The following is a 15877-nucleotide window of genomic DNA, read 5'->3' on the forward strand; positions in this document are numbered from 1 at the left end:
TTTTGTCCGATAAGACGCTTCTATTGGACATTTCCCCTCATCCACGCTTCGGTTTTGTCCGATAAGACGCTTCTATTAGACAATTCCCCTCATCCACACACCGATCTTGTCCAATAAGATGCTTCTATTGGACATTTCTACACGCCCTCACACCGATTTTGTCCGATAAGAGGCTTCTATTAGACAATCTTCCACAGCCTCGCTTCGATTTGGTCCAATTTGATTAAGATACTTGCTTGTCCCCCTTCATTCGATTTTTTCATGTTGAAGTTATTTGGCATGATCAATATTCACACCATTTTCTCGGAAGTTTAGAATAATGCAGGATAATAGAACCCATAAAATACCTTTAAAGGTAGATACTAACAATATTCGATCTTCTTTTATACTAAAGGAAAAGTAAATAAATTGTAAACTATTGTGTTACATAATCTTACAGATTAATTGAAATGCTTGGTTAAACTGTTATAATAAAAATCATGTCAAAGCAACATATGTAAAAAAATTGTAAAAACTAGTCACTAAGTGTAGAAATTTTTACAAACAACATGCATAATTTAGGTTGTGCAAATATTTAATACTACAACAGGGGGTAAGAAAAGATGAAAAAATTGTTAAGCTTTTTGCTAGTATTGACTTTCGCATTTGTACTAGCAGCATGTGGAACATCTGATGAAGGTGGTACAGCAACAGAAGGAAACAACAACGAAGAAACACCGGCTGAAACTCCAGCAGAAAAGCCTGAAAAGATTGTTATGGGATTTGTTCCTTCACAGGATTCTGATACGATTGCAGATACTGTAGAACCTCTTGCTAACAAATTAGGAGAAGCTCTTGGTATTGAAGTTGAAGGAAAAGTAATGACTGATTACTCTGCATTAGTAGAAGCAATGGGTGCTAACGAAGTTCAAATTGGTTTCATTCCTGGATTTGCTTATGTACTTGCTAATGAGCAATATGATGTAGAAGTTATTCTTAAATCTATGCGTTATGGCAGTGGTACATACAAAGCACAATATGTTGTTCGCGCTGACTCTGACATCAAAACTCTTGCTGACTTAGAAGGTAAAATCTGGGCTTATCCAGATGCTGCTTCAACTTCTGGTTTCTTATTCCCAGCAGCACAATTAATGGGTGAATTTGATCTTGAATCTGCAGAAGCACTTCAAACTGAGTTCTTCGCTGAAGGAATTGCTGCAGGTGGACATGACTCAGCTGCAATTGCTGTATATGAAGGCGATGCTGACGTAGCAACAACGTTTGATGATGTTCGCACAACTCTTGAAGAAGATTACCCAGACATTATGGAAAAATTAACAATTCTTGGTCATACTGAAGACATTCCAAATGACACAATCTCTGTTGTTAGCGAATTAGATGATGAATTAGTCACACAAATTAAAGAAGCTTTCATGGCTTTCAATGATGATGAAGAAATGATCAAAATCATGAATGATGTATATAACTGGGATGCAATTAGTGAAGCTGAAGATGCTGAGTATGACGTTGTTCGTGATACTTACGACAAATTAAGAGACTCAATTAGCTTAGACTAATTCCCACGGACCAAAATAGCTAAAGCTTGAGAGGAGGAGTTTTTCTCCTCTCTTTTTCTATTAAGAAAAGCGCAAGGCGCCCGCTTATCGGCGACAGGCATAAGACAAGCCGGCTTGAAGGTTGCTTTTTAACCTTCACGACGGATTGGCTTATGACCCCGAGCCGATGGCGCCTGGAGCTAGACACCAAAACTGAGTACAAAGTTATATACTTTCTTATTATTAAAAAAATGTTGCTAGACTCTACTTAATTAAAAGTAGAAAGCCCTTTTAATCAAGACCATAAACAAATATTGCAGTAAAATGATAATAGCCATAACTTGTTTGTGTTCTAGTAAAAATTGGCTCATAAAAATTCACATCTAATAGAGGAGTAATGATTTATGATCGAGTTTAAAAATGTATCATTGACCTACCCAAATGGAACAAAAGGGTTAAAAAAAGTCAACCTTACTATTAACGAAGGTGAATTTGTCGTCATCGTTGGACTGTCAGGTGCAGGGAAATCAACTTTAATCCGTAGCATTAACCGACTTGTCAAGCCAACCGAGGGTGAATTAAAGGTTGATAACGAAAACATCTTAACCTTTAACGGTAGACAGCTTCGTACTCTTAGAACAAAGATTGGTATGATCTTTCAAAATTATAATCTAGTAAAACGATCAAATGTATTCAAAAACGTTCTAGCTGGAAGATTAGGACATACAAGCACATTACCTTCTCTTTTTAATATGTTTAGCAATGAAGATCGTGCCTTGGCATATGAAAGCTTAAAGCGTGTTAACATTGAAGAAAAAATCTATAATCGCGCAGATGAATTGAGTGGTGGACAACAGCAACGTGTGAGTATCGCTCGTGTTTTGACACAAAAACCAAAATATATATTAGCGGACGAGCCTGTTGCATCATTGGATCCTCCTACTTCACACCAAGTAATGACCTATTTAAGAAAAATTAATCAAGAAGATAAAATTACGACGATTGTTAACCTTCACTTCATTGATATGGCAATGGAATATGCTGATCGTATCATTGGTATGCGTGCAGGTGAGGTTGTGTTTGATGGACCTGCGTCTGAAGTAACAGAAAAGACATTCGAAGAAATATATGGACGCACCATTCGTGAGGATGATCTTCGCGGGGGGCAAGAGGCATGACAAAAGACGGAACAAAAAAAGCTCTAGGTAAATCTCCTGCTGTTATTCCGGCGAAGGCTAAAATGCGAATTACCGCTATTTTCTTAGTAGTACTTGGCTTCTATGTACTTAGCTCTTATAAAACAGAAGCTTCTCTAATGGAATTTATTGATGGCTTCGAAAATATGGGAACATTATTTCAAAAATTCTTCCCACCCAATTTAGGTCTATTTAAAGCAATTTGGCCAGCATTAGCAGAAACAATTCAAATGGCAGTGATTGCCACAACGATTGCAGCTATTCTTTGTGTTCCATTAAGCTTACTTGCTGCAAATAATGTGACAACGAACAAATATCTATATAATTTTGTGCGTTTTGTTCTAAATATTCTTCGTACAATTCCAGATTTAGTATTAGCTGTTATCTTTGTTGCATTATTTGGAATTGGTGCATTACCAGGGATTATTGCACTTATTATTTTCTCTTTAGGAATTTTAGCAAAATTAATCAGTGAGACGGTCGAATCGATTGATATGAACCCTCTTGAAGCGATGCATGCTTCCGGTGCAAGTACAATTCAAACGATCTACTTTTCAGTCGTCCCACAAGTACTTCCACAATTCACCTCATTCGTCTTGTATGTGTTTGAGATTAACATTCGCGCATCGGTCGTATTAGGATTAGTAGGTGCTGGTGGAATCGGTCAAATTCTTGATCAACAAATCAAGTTTTATAAATATCCAAATGCAATGGGGATCATCATCATCATCTTTGCACTCGTTGTCATCATTGAATATATCAGTACTAAGATAAGGGAGGCGATTGTGTAATGTCACTCGTATTACCTCCAAAGCCTAAACGCTCCCTGTTTAAACAAGTCAGAAATATTGTTATTGCGATTGCAATCATTGCATTGTATGTTTGGACCTTTACCGGAATCGACATTGACTTTGCTCGTGCTTTTGACCGAATGATGAACAACTTCTCACGGATCATTCCAAAGTTATTTGATCCAAACTGGGAAGCTCTACCTAAAGTTTGGGATGCCATGGTTGAAACGCTATACATCGCATTCGCTGGTTCTCTATTAGCAGCTATTTTCTCGATACCATTAGGATTCTTAGCCGCACAAAACATGACTAAAAACCGAGTCTTAACTACGATTGGAAAATGGATTTTAAGTGCAATCCGTGCATTTCCAGATATCATTCTAGCAATTTTATTCATCGTTGTTGTTGGACCAAAGCCATTTGCTGGGGTACTCGCGATTGCGATCGGGTCAATCGGAATGCTTGGAAAGCTATATTCTGAAGTGTTGGAATCACTTGATACAAATATTATTGAAGCAATGGAAGCCAATGGCGCCAACAAGCTTCAAATTCTAGCACATGGGATTATCCCACAAATCACACCAGAGTTCCTATCTTACGCGATCTATCGTTTTGAGATTGATGTTCGTGCATCAACCATTCTCGGTATCGTTGGTGCCGGAGGAATCGGGACACTCATCGTATTTGCAAAAATGAACAGAAACTGGGAAGAAATGGGCCTCATACTCGTCGTCATCATTGTCGTCGTAACGATTATCGACTTCATTTCAACTCAAATAAGAAAACGGTTAGTGTAACAAACTCACCCTTACCCATTTGGCCGACTTAATGATATAGTAAACTCATTAAGTCGGCTTTTTCAGTGAGGTTGTTTATGCTCTTTGAAGAATTTTTCACAACCTATATATGAAAGCAGAATGCCCAAACCTTGTACTTGGAATGAGCGGAGAGCCACTCAACTCCTGCAGGATTTGCAGTTCACGTAAGACCCCGCAGGAGCTTTTGCGACGAGGAGGCTCACGCAGCTCTAAGGAAAGGGAGTGGCTCGCAGCGAATGGAAAGTTCGCTTTCCTATTTCCGAGTGACCAATAAATATAAAAAACGTGTATTGGAGGAATTCCATGAAGGACATTAAACTTACAATCCTAGAAACTAGTGATTTACACGGTCACATCTACCCAATCCATTACGGAACAAACGAATACCAACCATTAGGATTAGCCAAAATTGCTACATACATAGAAGAAGTGCGAGAACAAGAACCACACACACTCTTAATCGATAACGGAGATCAGTTTCAAGGAACCCCTCTCACCTATCACTATGTACGGAATCAATCTCATTTAGCTAACCCAGTGACCCAAACGTTAAACCATTTACACTACGATGCAGCCGTTATTGGAAACCATGAATTTAATTATGGCATGCAACCATTAAACCAAGCCGTATCAGAATCAAACTTCCCATGGCTTTCCGCTAATATTGTAGACAGTGTCACAAATGAGCCTTATTTTGGTCAACCCTACCTGATCAAAAAGCTGACAGAAGACTTCAAAGTTGCCATTCTAGGATTAACGACCCACTATATCCCAAATTGGGAAAAGCCTGAGCATATCAAGGATCTTGCTTTTGAAGATTGCCTTGAGAGTGCAGCTAGATGGGTCTCTTATATTCGAACACACGAGCAACCAGATCTACTGATTGTTTCTTACCATGGTGGATTTGAAAAAAACTTGAGTACAGGTGAACCAACGGAAACCTTATCTGGTGAAAATCAAGCCTATGAGATTTGTCAAAAAGTAGAGGGAATTGACGTGCTTTTAACAGGGCATCAACATCGTCTCTTAGCTGACGAGGTAAATGGTGTCAGTATTGTTCAACCTGGTTGCAATGGTGCATATGTCGGGCGTGTCGATCTTCATTTTCAACAAAATGATCTGGAAAAATGGGTCTGCATTCACAAACAGTCTTCCCTTGTCCCAATGGAATCACATGTTGCTCATGAAACGATTCAAGCCATTAATCAGGTGTATGAAGAAGCCACTCAAACCTGGCTTGATCAACCAATTGGTAAAATCGAAGGCAACATGGTTATTACTGACGCTTTCCATGCAAGGCTTGAGGAGCACCCGCTTGTTGAGTTCATTAACAATGTTCAAATGGATGTAGCCGATGTAGACATTTCGAACACTGCTCTATTCAATAACCAAGCAAGAGGGCTTCCAACAGATGTCACGATGAGAGATATTGTTTCAAACTATATTTATCCAAACACATTAACCGTTTTAGAAGTGACTGGAAGGGATATTAAAGAAGCACTGGAACGAAGTGCGTCTTATTTTATCATTAGAGAAGACGGAGAGATTGATGTAAATCCTTCATTCTATGAACCAAAGCCACAGCATTATAACTATGATATGTGGGAAGGAATCGACTACACGATTAACGTGGCAAAGCCGATTGGTCAGCGAGTTACTTCACTTACTAAAGATGGAAGCCCCCTTGCTGAGAGTCAAACCTACCAAGTCGTCATGAACAATTACCGTGCAACAGGTGGCGGAGAATATCATATGTTTAAAGGAAAAAAAGTGGTCAAAGAAATTCAAATTGATATGACCGAAATCCTAGCAAACTATTTTGTCAAACATCCGTTAATAAAAGCGGAGACCAATCAGAATTGGCGTGTGGTTAAAGGATAAACTACTTCCTAAGCACTGGTTAAATCGGAAAAACCCCAAAGGCTATATGCTCTGGGGTTTTTCCGATTTCATTTAATCATCCTATCCTTGTGACTGATTAAATTGGTGTAATTTTTGTAGGAAGATTTCTTTTTCTTTTTGTCGACGGCGTTTTCTATGCAAGACAATCCAATATGAAATACATACAACTAGGACAATTAGGTAGATAATTAAGGTACTGTATTCATAAAGATAAAGATTCAAACTCATGCAAAGGTTATAGAAACCATGTACAGCAATCATCATCCAAAGATTTTTTGTCCAAATTAACAGAACACCAAGAACGAGACCAGCGTTGGTATAATAGATAAAACTCCCTGCGCTCTCAGCCAATGTGTAGTCATGAGCCCAAACATGTCCAAGTCCAAACATAAGAGATGAGAGAAAAAGACCAGTTAACACTGGTGGAATATGGCTTCTATCTTGTTTATTTTGACGATAAAAGAATGAAAATAAACACATGGTAAGCAAGATATAGGATAATCGAGATACTTCTTCAAGTCCTGCTAAAACACAACTCCATATATCGGAACCGTAATAATCAAGATTTTCAAAGAAAGGATAAGTGCCGTAGTCCTCATACTCTTCTTCATAGTATTCACCATCTTCATAGAAAGTAGGCGCATTCCCTAAATGGTCTTGCAATTCTTCATCATAGCCTATCTCAAATTCATCTAAATAAGAATAGGTGGAAAGGTCTACTATACTTGAAATTGTGAAAAACACAAAAAAAACAATACAAAATTGAAAAATATAATACGATGTTGACCTTTTCGTTTTCTGACCTCTCCATGCTCTATGAAGAGGAATTGCGAGAAAAATAGATGCGATTATAAGATACATATACAGTTCATTTAAAAAATAACTATATCCACTTCCCCATAATAAAAGTTCGGCTCCTAATGTGACAAAAATCATTCCAACTAACACTGGTTTTGTGAATTGAGAAAAACTAATTTTCATGGAATCCTCCGTTATTCTTCATACAGAAATTGGTATTCAGATTGATAAAAATCTAATTGATAGGAAGATAAATAAGACCGTTTTTTCGTAATATAGTCATCCCATTCCAAAAGTAGTTCCTCCAATGATGAACCGTATACTTCATTCATTGAACCTTCTACATTTGGTGAATCATAGAGAGAAACATAGTGATCGATCCCGTAAGTGTCAATCAGATATTTTGAAAAAGAAGCAACTCCGTAATAACGTGCTTGTGGAAGAGGTCCGTAGTCCTGGGAGACAACATCTTCTGTGAATTCGTCATTTACAAGAAGGGAGGGTATATTTACATCAGCATGATGTTTTTCGTGAATCAGCCAGTAATCATGAGCATCCATCACCTCTTTTGAGTTTTCCGCTGAATATAAATAAAAGCCAAGTCCAATGGTTGTAAACGGACTCGTTTTCGCTCTTTTTAGAAACAAATTATATAACAGTTGTTCTTCAATGTTCCATGTTTCAATTAATAGTCCATCAGGATTATAAATAGTATTAGATATGTAGGGAGGTCTGTAGTAATCACCTTCTGTATATGGCTCCAACTTGAGTGTCACATGATGAACAGGTGATAAGTAAGAATCTGTTAGTTCTAGGATCGATTTAGTTGAATACTCTACTTTTTCACGGATATCCTTCATTAGTTGATTATCATATTCCCCGTTATTCACGACTGTAATAGAAACGTCTTTAAAGTTAATCGTTTCTTCAGGGGATGTTTCTATTTCTGTTTGTGCTTTAGTAGATAAAAAATAATAGCCGATTCCATTAAAAATTAGAAAAAAGAGCACAATGGGTATCCCCCATTTAATAAGAGCCCGCACTACTTGTCCCATGTCTTGTTCTCCTTAAATTATGATAATCTCATCATATCAGACTGCTACTATTCTCGAATAGTAGGGAATAAAAAAAAAGACCAAATCATATGTGAATTGGTCTGCTCATTACTGTGTATTTAATATTCTCAGGTCAACAGAGCTACTTATAATTAAGCAGCTCGTCTCTTTCTTTTGCCACATGTGACACAGCGATCATCATAATAGCTGTATTTATGCTTTCTCTTTAAAAAACAAATGATTGCACGTAACTTCACACAGACCATCTCCCAATTTTTATCATCAGGTAGCCCAGCCATCATAGTATTGCTACGTTAGACCCGTGACTTTGCGTCCCATTCTTTCAAACGGTTTGCCCTTGGCTGATCGGTGAATACCCACTATTAGTATGGTAATAATACCACATTATAGGATAAATATGGGTGTTTTTGTTCTCAATTAAGGATGATTTGGCCATATACTTTTTGACAAAATTTGTGACATGTGTCGAATAATGTAAAAAAGCCTCTAGAGATTTTCTCCCTACAAACTCTTTTAAATTATTCCTGCCCAAGTTGAGCAATATTTGTGGCGCTTAAATGGTTGCCATCCGGGTCCTTAAAACCAAATCCACCGAATTCTCCAGTTAGATTAAGCTCTCCTACCTCGACATTGTGATCCTGTAGGAATTGGTAAAAGCCTTCTAGGTCATAGGTATATAAATCAATCACACTATGAGTGACATTTGTGTGTGTATTCTCAAAAAAATTCCTCTTTGAATCGTCTGTTCGAACAAGGTAGATGCTTGCAACACCTTTTGCATTAAACGATAACATCGCATCATGTTCTGTTTTGTGTTGGACCACTAAATTCAGCATTTTAGCATACCAATTAACAGATGTTTCGATATTTGTTACCGGCAACTCAATGGTGCTAATTCTTGTTACATAGCAAGGCATAACCCATCCCCTCCCATCAATTCTCTTCCACCCATTTTCGTTGTTATTATTTTTCCATAAAAAATGCTCCCTGGGAAAGGAGCATTTAAAAAAGGAAAAGGGGGAATACATTACTCATTATTACCCGTTATTCAAATTTTAAAACCTTCTTTGTTTAATTTTATTATTGGAAGGGTATTTAAATAAGAACTTGTGATTGGGAGAGATGAACATGGATTATCAAACAATGGGTACCCATATTATGATCGATATGTGGGGAGTTGACTTTGATTTATTAAATAATGTTGATGGACTAGAAGGAAAAATGTATGATGCGGCGCTTTCTAGTGGAGCTGGTGTACTTGGTGTGCAATCTGAAGGCTTTGTCCCACAAGGATGCACCATCTTGCTGCTATTATCAGAAAGTCATTTCAGCATTCATACCTATCCTGAGCAAGGTTATGCTTCAATTGACTGCTATACTTGTGGTGAAGGTGTTGATCCAAAGGTTGCAATTGAAATGATGATAGATTTCCTTCAGCCAAAAAAGCTACACGGCAAGGAAATTAAGCGAGGCAACGGAGAATTCGCTGTTAACGATTATACGGGGCTAAAAGTTTCAAGGTGACGTTCGATCACCTTGAACTTTTTTTATTTTTCACGATTCCATAAACAGTAAGGGTTAATAATAAGAGGCTTAACAAGATGAAAATCACCATATATGTTGGTTGTTCCGCTTGATACTGTTCATATGCATTCATTCCCATTAAAATGGAGCCGATGAACACACTTACTAAGGTTATTGGATTGAATTTTTGATTTTTCATTTTGTTTGGACCTCCTAGTGCGGCATATATTGGGTGGTTAAGAAGTTTATCTGCTACTTTTTGTCGAATATCAGTCAGATTGCTAGATTTATCTGCTACTTTTTAGGTTTTATCTGCGACTTTCCACGATTTATCGATTTTTCGACAAATCGGCATGATCCAACCACAAGCCCACTCTTATAAACTAACTAATTTATTCTTCCATTTCAATCCTGATTACCTTTTTAAGGGGCAGCCCCATGTACGTATATTTAATCGTTAGCTTTTCAATCGGGAATTCTGTGTCAACGACAAGGCCATATTTTTTTATACTGTCCGGAGATTCTATCTCAATTTTTTTAGCAGGAAGGATCGGATAGTCGTCTAGTTCGTGAAAACTAAATTGGTCTTTCTCGGCTTGGGTGGCGTATATTCCAACATTTACGTTTGTTCGACTGATTCCTAGTTGTACGGTTTGTGGCTGCTGATGGTTATTGATTGATACTCCCTGTAGGTTTGCTTCAGCGAAGCCTTCGTTATGGAGCTTTACGACGATTAGTGTTGAGTCCTTTGGGTCCCAGCTATATCCAAGGCTTTGTAGTGGTGGGTTGAATTTCAAATAGGTGTATATACAAACAAGTAATATAACAAAGCTTGTCATAATAGCTTTGATTCTACTGTCCAAAGGATCACTCCCTTCTGTTCGTTCATGTTGTATTGTATGGGAAATAACTAGTTGTTTAGGTTCAGTTATTTCCATCCTTACTTCATATGTATGTTCGTTTCCTTCATTTATTTACTTTTCTAGGACCTATTTGTTTCTAACAGCTTGCTCATATAATATTCATTTACAAATTGACCGTTCATGTATAGTGAATCACGTTTTGTTCCTTCAATTTCAAAGCCCATTTTCTGATATAAGCTCAAGCCTGCTTTGTTGTTTGTGATGACGGTTAGTTCAAGTCTGTGGACTTCCTGTTCTTTTGCCCATTTTTCTAGCGCCTGAAACAAGCTTGTTCCGATGCCTTTGCCCGTGTGCACCTTTGCTATACCAATGACAATGTATGCTGAGTGCTTGTTTCTTTTCGCCGAGCCACCGATGGCAAAGAGATATCCAATCAGATTGCCGTGTTCTTCAGCCACAAAAATGGTTGAGTTCTCTGACTTTAGGAGGTTTTCAATCATTTGCTTTTGGCGCTCTGTGCTCGTTTTTCTTTCACCCGCCTCATACATCATAAAATCAGATTCCGACTCTACTCTGGTCATGATTTGGCCAAGGCCTTCTGCATCTTCAACGACGATTTCTCTAATAATCACAGTCTGCACCTTCTTCTCTATTTCTTAATGGGTGTACCTTGGTGAAAGAACATTTGCCATCTTCCATCCCGCTGCTTCCAGATCGAGCTCCGCCACGTATATTTCATCTCTTCTCGTAGCTCGTCATGTAAGAGATAGGTTGCTAAAACGACTCCTGGTGAGAGCGTATGTAAGTCAAATTCAATGATTTTCACCTTTAATACCGCTAGTCCATCGTCACCCACACAATCTGCTTTCGTCCACTTGTTTCCTGAAGCACCAAACTCAAAGAAATCATCTGAGAGTAATTGATTAATTTTCTCAGGCGATGTACGAATGTCTGGACTATGTAGGGATTCCTCTAGCCGACGTATTTCTTCCTTTAGTAAAATAATATCTTCCACTCTTGCACACTCCTTTTTACGATTGTTCTAAATCTCTCAACCCTAGTCTCCCATTCTCATAGGTGATTGATAAACGATGGAGTTTTGTGGCGACATCGTCCTGATAGAAAATAGTTAAGCCATTTTCCTCTGTTACATAGTCCTCTTCCTTTAACTCATCCAGAGTTAATTTGAATTTAGACAAGCCTCACGTACTTTTTTCATTATAACCAATCCGCACACCTGTTTTTTTCCTCTTGGCTAAGAGCTGTTGAAGGAATTGACTTGCTTCATTTGTGATATTCATTGGGATAGTCCCCTTTCAAAGATACGTATGATGATGATTATGATTAACTTCGTGATTTATTTTCTATTTCCTTCTTATAGTTGTATATGTGTGGTTGTTGGATGACGTTTTTGGAGGATTGGTGACCAATGTGCGAGGTGGATCAATGGATAGGGGCACTTATCTTGGGTTGGGGATCTAGGGGTGGTGTGGGATTATGAGGTAAGGGCACTTATCTCCGTTGGTGACCGTTTCGCGGGGTGGATCATGGGCTAAGGGCACTTATCCACGATTAGTGACCGTTGTGCTATACCATTCAAGCGTTAAGGCAACTAATCCCCATTTAGATGCCCAACCTCAAGCCAAAACATAGAAAAAGGGAACCAATCCCCCAACACCCAAACCCAGCCAACACAAACAAGCGAGAACCCTAAATAGAATTCTCGCCAAATCTTCAATATCATACATCAAAAAAACAAATGAGCCATCCCCACCACAATCGGTAAAGTGATGACCGTACGCTGCAAGAAGATTAGGACTAAATCTAGGAAACTAACTGGTATTTTGGATCCTAATAATAGTCCACCCACTTCTGACATGTAAATCAGTTGTGTGACAGAGACGCCTGCAATGACAAATCGGGTGAGGTCACTTTCAATTCCACTCCCGATAATGGCTGGTAGGAACATATCCGCGAAACCAACGACCATTGTTTGAGCTGCTTCAGATGCTTCTGGCACCTGTAGCAATGTTAAAACAGGGACGAAAGGTGCGCCTAAGTAGGTAAAGAGTGGTGTGTACTCAGCAATGACAAGTGCAACCGTTCCAATCGCCATGACAATCGGAATTACTCCCATCCACATATCAAGTACGTTTTGGACCCCGCCTTTTAACACAGCCGAATACTGATTGTTTCTCTTTGCTGTCGTCACAGCTTGTGAAATCCCCCAGCGAAATGCACTGAAATTCCCTGGAATCTTTTCATCTACCTTTTGCTCTTTATCGTCATTATACGTATTTGACTTTCTTGATAATGGTGGAATTCTTGGGCAAATTAACGCCGCGGCTAAGCCTGCCACAACTATCGTGAAATAAAATGGAACAAACATATGGTCAAGCTTCATTTGAGCAAGGACCACAATCGTAAACGTAATCGATACAACAGAAAATGTTGTCCCAATAATCGCTGCTTCTCGTTTTGTATAGTAGCCTTCCTCATATTGCTTACTCGTTAATAGTACCCCAATCGTTCCATCACCAAGCCATGAAGCTAAACAATCAACCGATGAACGTCCAGGTAAAAGAAAGAGTGGTCTCATCACTTTTGTTAATAGTGCTCCACATAGCTCTAACAGTCCAAAATTAAGAAGCAATGGCAAAAATAAACCAGCAAATAAAAACACTGAAAACAGTACTGGAATTAAGTCGTAGAATAATAACCCACCAGTATTTTCAGAGATAATCCAAGCAGGACCCATTTCATTTAGGACCATCACAGCAAACGCTGCTCCAAGAATTCTAGCGAAAAGCCAAACTGGTGTAACCAAGAATAATTTTTCTAAAAAAGGCGACTGCATGATTACCCTTGGCTTCACGATGCTTGCAAGTATTGAAATGAATGCAGTAATCACCATAACGATTGTCATAATAGCAGGTATTTCACCAGCTAGGTTGCTCTGTATCCATTTCGCAAGTACGGCAACAGGAATGGTAATCCCTTCGCTATAAGGAATGGGTATAATAAATAAGAAGATACCGATTAGAGACGGTATGATAAATTGTAAATATTCGCTAATGCTATATGATTTCCTAAGTTCATGTTGATCTTGATTTTCCATTCGTTCACCTCTAGTTTTTCAGGATGCGAAACTTCTTTCTTCTATATTGTATTTTTCAAACTTTGATATCATATCACATATTTTCAAGATAGTCTTTCAAATTTTTAATCAAATTTTCATTAAAATCGGAAAGACTCTTAAAGTGGAAGTTTCATAAGCACTCTTATTATGGAGTAGGAGTTTGCAAAGGGGACTATTACAGTAGAAGACCTGTGGTTTATTTTATCATTATAATAAAAAGTATAATGCGACAAAGGCTGCCAAAAGTGGGAGTATGATAATTATAATTGCAATTGATTCAAGTTTTAGCCTTTCTTTTCCTTCTCTTAAAATCAAGATATCACGCTGTGGGACAAAATCCTCATCAAAAATGGTTCTCTTTTTTTCCTCTGGATTATTGCTATATTTAATAAAAGTCAAGCTTGAAATAATCAAACCATAAATCAATGCGATTAATGCGTATGATAGGGTTAAATGTAATTCGAGTCGTGGGGAAGCATAAATGAACATCTCTATAATAAGCAAACCAAAGAATAGCCCCATAAAATTGAATAATCCAAAGACAACCCGGGCTTTTTTTATACTCCAATGATGTGATCGTTGTCTTCTTCGAACTAATTGATAGGAAAGCGTTAGTATAATTAAAATCAACATGAAATCCATTCGAAGCCATTCCTTTCATATTTATTCATTACCTATAAATCCAGTCCCCCTTAGATAATAATGTTCACTTCATTAACATAAAAAATCCCCTAGGATAACAAGTTTTACCTGTCTATCTTAAGGGATTTATCACGTTAGCACATGCACATCCAATTTTAGTGGTTTTTTTTAGATTGAAAAAGTAGTACAAGCAGGCTGAATACACGTAGACTCCTGCGGGACCAGTGGCCAAAGTGAGACCCCACAGGAGCAGTAGCGACGAGGAGGCTCACTGGTCACCCGCTGGACGCGGAGTGTAATCAGCCTGCGGCTTTAAGAGCAACACTCTATCCGAAAACAGTCTTTTAGATTAATTCGCAAACATCCCAAACATTAATTCAGCAGCCTCTACATCTAACTTATAAAAGGTGTGACCATTTTCTTTCAGGAAATATCCTCTGTACGTATAGTCTTCACCAGATGGTTCTGAGGTGATCCATACTCGGTAGACTTCTTTCAGGCCACCTTTGTACTCAATCGTAATCGTCTTTGGAAACACTTCTTCCAAATCAGGTTTACCTTCTAGTTCCTCCTTAGCTATGAGTGCATTTTTCATGATTGTTAGCTCTTGTTCATATTCCTCAAACCGATAGGTAATCGTATTAACTGGGGTTTCACTTATTATTTGTTCAATTCCGGCTTCCGTTACTACTGGTGCTTCTGATTGTTGTGAATCCTGTTGCAGGAGAACAGGTGCCAAGAAGATAAGCAAGATCGCAGCCATCACTGCAACTGACAAGTAATATGGATTAAAGCGCTTCTTTACTCTCTTTTGCTGTTCATCTAATTTTAAGTTAAGTTGTTTTAAAATCTCTTTATTTTCAGTGGTAGTAAGGTTCAATTTTGTAGTCATAGACTTTAATTCTTTATCTAAATGAAGCTCATTATAAGATTGTTTCATGTGTGAAACCCTCCTCCTCAAGTTGTTTTTTTAATGCGGCAATGGCCCTTAAGAGTGTTGTTTTCACTTTACTTTCACTCCAACCCAATAATTCTGCAGACTCCTTCACAGAGAAGTCCTTCATTTTTCGTAAAATAATGACTTCCCGGTAAGACCTCTTTATTTTACCTAAAGCTCTATATAACTCACGCTCTGTTTCATTGAGGGTCGTCATTTGTTCAGGCGTTGGGTCCTCATTCTTTATAAATGGGATTGCTTCAAACAAGAGTGAAATTGGCTTCTTCTTGCGAATATAATCGATCGTTAAATTGCGAGCAATTCGAAACAGCCACGCCTTCGCATTACCCCCTTGATATCTTTCATAGTTGGTATATGCCTTCAGAAACGTATCCTGCATAATATCCTTTGCCTGGTCATGATCACGAATCATAAATACTACATATTGATAAAGGTCATTACTGTACTCAAAATACCACTCATTAATTCTCCTCTTCATTAGCTCATGGTCCATTTTCATCTCTTCTTTCATTGTTTTTCTACCTAAATAACGATTGAAGAAAAAATCGGTTACACTTTTAAAAAATAATTTGTTTAGCACTGTCCATAACGTAATAAAGCACTTGGTAAAATCCTACCCAAGTGCTAATTCCCCT

At 38.1% G+C, this 15877-nt stretch carries 18 protein-coding genes and 1 riboswitch; of the genes, 6 read left to right on the plus strand and 12 right to left on the minus strand.

The window, feature by feature from the left end:
- Positions 1 to 602: 602 nt before the first annotated feature.
- The 5 genes from phnD to BLQ56_RS09905 all read left to right on the plus strand — a co-directional run bounded on the left by phnD (position 603) and on the right by BLQ56_RS09905 (position 6221).
- Complete coding sequence (phnD, locus tag BLQ56_RS09885) at positions 603 to 1556, plus strand: phosphate/phosphite/phosphonate ABC transporter substrate-binding protein (RefSeq protein ID WP_090853140.1); 954 nt, start codon at positions 603 to 605, stop codon at positions 1554 to 1556.
- 383 nt (positions 1557 to 1939) lie between these two features.
- Positions 1940 to 2713, plus strand: a complete 774-nt coding sequence (gene phnC / locus BLQ56_RS09890; RefSeq protein ID WP_090853143.1) for a phosphonate ABC transporter ATP-binding protein — start codon at positions 1940 to 1942, stop codon at positions 2711 to 2713.
- Positions 2710 to 3522, plus strand: coding sequence for a phosphonate ABC transporter, permease protein PhnE (gene phnE, locus BLQ56_RS09895; protein ID WP_090853145.1), 813 nt, complete (start codon positions 2710 to 2712; stop codon positions 3520 to 3522). The genes phnC and phnE (BLQ56_RS09895) overlap by 4 nt, the downstream gene beginning before the upstream one ends.
- Positions 3522 to 4319 (plus strand): phosphonate ABC transporter, permease protein PhnE, encoded by a 798-nt coding sequence (phnE, locus tag BLQ56_RS09900; protein WP_090853149.1) that lies wholly within the window; start codon positions 3522 to 3524, stop codon positions 4317 to 4319. The genes phnE (BLQ56_RS09895) and phnE (BLQ56_RS09900) overlap by 1 nt, the downstream gene beginning before the upstream one ends.
- 324 nt (positions 4320 to 4643) lie before the next feature.
- The gene (locus tag BLQ56_RS09905; protein ID WP_090853152.1) at positions 4644 to 6221 is read left to right on the plus strand and encodes a bifunctional metallophosphatase/5'-nucleotidase; all 1578 of its coding nucleotides are present in this window, start codon (positions 4644 to 4646) and stop codon (positions 6219 to 6221) included.
- An 81-nt stretch (positions 6222 to 6302) separates the two neighbouring features.
- Here BLQ56_RS09905 and BLQ56_RS09910 read toward each other — a convergent pair whose 3' ends face one another.
- From BLQ56_RS09910 to BLQ56_RS09920, 3 genes are all read right to left on the minus strand, one after another.
- Positions 6303 to 7223 (minus strand): CPBP family intramembrane glutamic endopeptidase, encoded by a 921-nt coding sequence (locus BLQ56_RS09910; RefSeq protein ID WP_090853155.1) that lies wholly within the window; start codon positions 7221 to 7223, stop codon positions 6303 to 6305.
- 11 nt (positions 7224 to 7234) lie between these two features.
- Complete coding sequence (locus tag BLQ56_RS09915) at positions 7235 to 8095, minus strand: hypothetical protein (protein ID WP_090853158.1); 861 nt, start codon at positions 8093 to 8095, stop codon at positions 7235 to 7237.
- 282 nt (positions 8096 to 8377) lie between these two features.
- Positions 8378 to 8462: riboswitch (cyclic di-GMP riboswitch) on the minus strand.
- Between the two features lie 172 nt (positions 8463 to 8634).
- Positions 8635 to 9033 (minus strand): VOC family protein, encoded by a 399-nt coding sequence (locus BLQ56_RS09920; RefSeq protein ID WP_090853160.1) that lies wholly within the window; start codon positions 9031 to 9033, stop codon positions 8635 to 8637.
- A 211-nt stretch (positions 9034 to 9244) separates the two neighbouring features.
- On the opposite strand from BLQ56_RS09920, the gene speD reads away from it, so the two are divergent.
- On the plus strand, positions 9245 to 9640 hold the full coding sequence (gene speD, locus BLQ56_RS09925; RefSeq protein WP_090853162.1) for an adenosylmethionine decarboxylase: 396 nt from the start codon (positions 9245 to 9247) through the stop codon (positions 9638 to 9640).
- A 7-nt stretch (positions 9641 to 9647) separates the two neighbouring features.
- Here the strand turns inward: speD and BLQ56_RS09930 are convergent, their stop codons facing one another.
- From BLQ56_RS09930 to BLQ56_RS09965, 9 genes are all read right to left on the minus strand, one after another.
- On the minus strand, positions 9648 to 9839 hold the full coding sequence (locus tag BLQ56_RS09930; protein WP_090853165.1) for a hypothetical protein: 192 nt from the start codon (positions 9837 to 9839) through the stop codon (positions 9648 to 9650).
- A 193-nt stretch (positions 9840 to 10032) separates the two neighbouring features.
- The gene (locus BLQ56_RS09935) at positions 10033 to 10578 is read right to left on the minus strand and encodes a hypothetical protein (protein WP_090853168.1); all 546 of its coding nucleotides are present in this window, start codon (positions 10576 to 10578) and stop codon (positions 10033 to 10035) included.
- A gap of 44 nt (positions 10579 to 10622) precedes the next feature.
- Positions 10623 to 11135 (minus strand): GNAT family N-acetyltransferase, encoded by a 513-nt coding sequence (locus tag BLQ56_RS09940; protein ID WP_090853172.1) that lies wholly within the window; start codon positions 11133 to 11135, stop codon positions 10623 to 10625.
- Positions 11136 to 11152: 17 nt separating this feature from the next.
- On the minus strand, positions 11153 to 11518 hold the full coding sequence (locus tag BLQ56_RS09945) for a nuclear transport factor 2 family protein (protein ID WP_090853175.1): 366 nt from the start codon (positions 11516 to 11518) through the stop codon (positions 11153 to 11155).
- Positions 11519 to 11534: 16 nt separating this feature from the next.
- The gene (locus BLQ56_RS23495) at positions 11535 to 11702 is read right to left on the minus strand and encodes a hypothetical protein (protein ID WP_175490259.1); all 168 of its coding nucleotides are present in this window, start codon (positions 11700 to 11702) and stop codon (positions 11535 to 11537) included.
- 548 nt (positions 11703 to 12250) lie between these two features.
- Positions 12251 to 13621 carry a YjiH family protein gene (locus BLQ56_RS09950; protein ID WP_090853177.1) on the minus strand — a complete coding sequence of 457 codons (1371 nt, stop codon included), beginning with the start codon at positions 13619 to 13621 and terminating at the stop codon, positions 12251 to 12253.
- A gap of 228 nt (positions 13622 to 13849) precedes the next feature.
- Positions 13850 to 14284 (minus strand): hypothetical protein, encoded by a 435-nt coding sequence (locus BLQ56_RS09955; RefSeq protein ID WP_090853180.1) that lies wholly within the window; start codon positions 14282 to 14284, stop codon positions 13850 to 13852.
- Positions 14285 to 14633: 349 nt separating this feature from the next.
- Complete coding sequence (locus BLQ56_RS09960; protein ID WP_090853183.1) at positions 14634 to 15224, minus strand: hypothetical protein; 591 nt, start codon at positions 15222 to 15224, stop codon at positions 14634 to 14636.
- Positions 15208 to 15753: an RNA polymerase sigma factor gene (locus BLQ56_RS09965; RefSeq protein ID WP_238457233.1), complete on the minus strand. Its 546-nt coding sequence runs from the start codon at positions 15751 to 15753 to the stop codon at positions 15208 to 15210. The genes BLQ56_RS09960 and BLQ56_RS09965 overlap by 17 nt, the downstream gene beginning before the upstream one ends.
- Between the last annotated feature and the right edge of the window lie 124 nt (positions 15754 to 15877).

The organism is Litchfieldia salsa (genome assembly GCF_900104555.1).
In the GTDB taxonomy this organism is placed as follows: Bacteria; Bacillota; Bacilli; order Bacillales; family Bacillaceae_L; genus Litchfieldia; species Litchfieldia salsa.